At 46.7% G+C, this 2,465-nt stretch carries 3 protein-coding genes; 1 reads left to right on the top strand and 2 read right to left on the bottom strand.

Features of this window, described 5'->3' with window-relative positions:
- Window positions 1-8: 8 nt before the first annotated feature.
- On the bottom strand, window positions 9-773 hold the full coding sequence (locus HMPREF0083_RS02735; RefSeq protein WP_040301260.1) for an alpha/beta hydrolase: 765 nt from the start codon (window positions 771-773) through the stop codon (window positions 9-11).
- A 161-nt stretch (window positions 774-934) separates the two neighbouring features.
- Between HMPREF0083_RS02735 and HMPREF0083_RS02740 the strand changes: the two genes are divergently transcribed.
- Window positions 935-1,999 (top strand): Y-family DNA polymerase, encoded by a 1,065-nt coding sequence (locus HMPREF0083_RS02740; RefSeq protein ID WP_040301261.1) that lies wholly within the window; start codon window positions 935-937, stop codon window positions 1,997-1,999.
- An 82-nt stretch (window positions 2,000-2,081) separates the two neighbouring features.
- On the opposite strand, the gene HMPREF0083_RS26925 is transcribed toward HMPREF0083_RS02740, so the two are convergent.
- Window positions 2,082-2,258, bottom strand: a complete 177-nt coding sequence (locus HMPREF0083_RS26925; RefSeq protein WP_081695982.1) for a YjfB family protein — start codon at window positions 2,256-2,258, stop codon at window positions 2,082-2,084.
- Window positions 2,259-2,465: the final 207 nt, after the last annotated feature.

Raw genomic sequence — 2,465 nt, forward strand, 5'->3', positions numbered from 1 at the left:
CTTCCACCTTATGGATAATCAACAGGCGTGATTTGATTTATTTCACTAATAAAAGCCGCACATTGTCGGGCAATCAGTTCTTTATCATTATCGAGTGTTGCAACATGATATGAATTTTCCAGTACAACTTTCTCTTTTAACTCAGACATAATATGAGCAAGGATATAATCGGAGTCTTCGGGCGGTACGACATGGTCCTCACGGGATACAAGCACGAGAGCAGGGCATGTAATGGCAGAGAGGCGGGATGCAACAATGTTTTTGAATGTAAGAAACTGTTTAACAGAAGCGACCGGTGTTTTTGAATATGCCAGTTCAGCTACGTCAGGAGCTTTGATGTCTGAACCGATAGCATCAAGATAGCGGGCCGTCTCATTGGCCAGCGGTTCGAAATTCTCGACACGGATAGCAGCATTAATTAGCATAATGCCTGCAATTTCCGGATGCTCTTCAGCCAGATGCAGAGCAATTGTGCCTCCCATAGATAATCCGACCACAAAAACCTCACGGCAGGATGCTTTCAGCTTTTGGTATCCTTCTTCTGCCGAAGTGATCCAATCTTCATATGAAGTCGCTTCCATATCTTCATAATGCGTGCCATGACCTTTCAGACGAGGGGCGTATACGGTGAATCCGACCTGTGCCAGGGACTCCCCAAGGAACCGCATGCTTTGTGTTGTGCCGGTGAAACCGTGTTGTACAAGCACACCGATATCGCCGCCCTGCATATAAAAAGGCTCCGCATTTTGAAGTACAGGGTATTTCTCTGCCATGTTCCATCCCTCCCAAATCATAAAAAATAACATGCTGAACTTTCCACTTTTATTTTATCAAATATTTTACAGGCAATCAGCAGATATTTTCTTTGTATATATTAACGAACGTATATTCTTGTTCTATAATGAGAGAAAAGGCGGGAAAAGGAGCGGATAGGGTGGAGAAAACGATTTTGCTATGCGACATGAACTCATTTTTCGCATCTGTTCATCAAAGCTATAATCCACAGCTGCGCAATAAGCCTGTAATTGTGGCCGGAAACCCCGAGAAGCGCAAGGGGATTGTTGTTGCTGCAAGCTATGATGCAAAGGCAAAAGGTGTTTATACGACCATGCGCTTTTACCGGGCTCGGAAGCTTTGCCCGGAAGCTGTGTTCGTGCAGCCGAACCATGCCTTGTACCGGCGTTATTCGGAAGCGATTATGCGTTTTTTACGCCGGATCGCCCCCTGTGAAGTCGCTTCTGTGGATGAGGCATACCTTGATATTAGCGAGCTTGTTGCAAAGGGACATACAGCACGCATAATCGCGGAGTATATTCAAGACAAGTTATACAGGGAGCTACTCATACCGAGTAGTATCGGGGCAGGACCGACAAAGCTGATTGCTAAGATGTGTGCGGATGTAAAAAAGCCAGGCGGTTTTGTCGAGATGGGGGCCCGGCAGTATAGAACATATTTTTGGCCGCAGACGGTCGGAAGCCTGCACGGATGCGGAAAAAGCACCGCTGAACGCTTGCAGCGCAAAGGTATTCGTACAATTGGTGAGCTGGCAGCACAGCCTGTAGAGGATCTGCGCTCCTGGTTCGGGAAGAAGGGAGAGTATCTTCACCAGGCAGCTAATGGAACGTATGAGTCACCTGTGAACCCGGAACGTCAGAAAGGAGAGAAGAGTATTGGTTCATCGCGAACCTTTGCCTTTGATACGATGGATCAGGCACTTATTGCTAAGACGGCTCGCGAATTTAGCGAGAAGCTAGCAGATAAGTTGAAGCAGAAACAGAAAAAGGCGAAAACGATTGTCGTAGAAGTGAAGTTCGATTATCGCCAGGCTGTATCACGTAGCTTGGCACTGACGGGTGCAACAGATGAGGCGGAGGAAATTTATCGGGCGGCCATGCAATTGTACGAAGTATATTTTTCGTCACAGCCGCTTCGGCTGTTTGGCATTCGACTCCATCATCTGCTAGATGAGGAATATGAGCAGCTCCGTTTTTCTTTTTAAAGGGGAGGTGCGTATATTCCGCAAGCAGGAAAGCCGCCCATTGAGGACGACTTTCTGTATGTACGTATTCATATGCAGACGACTATGCCCGTATGTTGATATGGTTCCCCAGATGCGGTTGCATGCTTTTCTCCAATAGTTCTACCAGCTGTGCGCCCGCTTCTTTTTGTGTATCCATTGCTTTTTTAGTAACGGCCAGGCTAACAGCAGTACCGAGCGAAGCGGCCTTTAATGATGTGGCCATAGCGGCGATATCCATTCGTGTCTCCTCCCTTTTGTTTGCAGTTTTTGTTTCAACCATATACGTCTGACTTGCTGAATGACATCTCTTGTGGTGGTTGGGAACTGTGCAACGAACCATCAGCGGGAGATGAAGAGACCAACACTGATGGAGGTTCCACTTTATATATCGGCACATTTTTTCTTGTTATGAACAAGGGTGTTGATTATCCAGTATGATCCAGAG

The organism is Aneurinibacillus aneurinilyticus ATCC 12856, from assembly GCF_000466385.1.
GTDB classification, from domain to species: Bacteria; Bacillota; Bacilli; order Aneurinibacillales; family Aneurinibacillaceae; genus Aneurinibacillus; species Aneurinibacillus aneurinilyticus.